This is a genomic window from Neisseria sp. HMSC055H02, assembly GCF_001813335.1.
GTDB lineage: Bacteria > Pseudomonadota > Gammaproteobacteria > Burkholderiales > Neisseriaceae > Neisseria > Neisseria sicca_C.
Genome location: NZ_KV812084.1, coordinates 1 through 341 on the forward strand (window position 1 = coordinate 1; position 341 = coordinate 341).

Genomic DNA, 341 nt, shown 5'->3' on the forward strand with positions numbered 1-341 from the left:
AGAAGAGTGATGATTCAAGAAGTTAAAGAAGTGAATATGACAGATAGAATTTTAAATGAAATTTCGGCGTTAAGCCCGAAAGAAATCCGAGAAATTTTTATGCGGATGTGGCGGCATATGAATGCGCTGAATGACGGCTTGACGGCTGACGATTGTGTCGAACTTTTTGCAACTGCATTAAAAGGCAGTTCAGATTTGACCTATGATTTGCTGAAAGACACCTGACATGATTATCGCGTTGGAACGATGACAGATACATTTGCATTATTGCCGCGTGAAACGTATGACAAAATGTTTTCTGAATGCCTTAAAGGTAAAATTCCCGCTGAAACGGAGCTGGA

General features: G+C 40.2%; 1 pseudogene. It reads left to right on the plus strand.

What is annotated here, in order from left to right:
- Positions 1-225, plus strand: a pseudogene (locus HMPREF2907_RS03995) (hypothetical protein); the annotation flags it as partial.
- Positions 226-341: the final 116 nt, after the last annotated feature.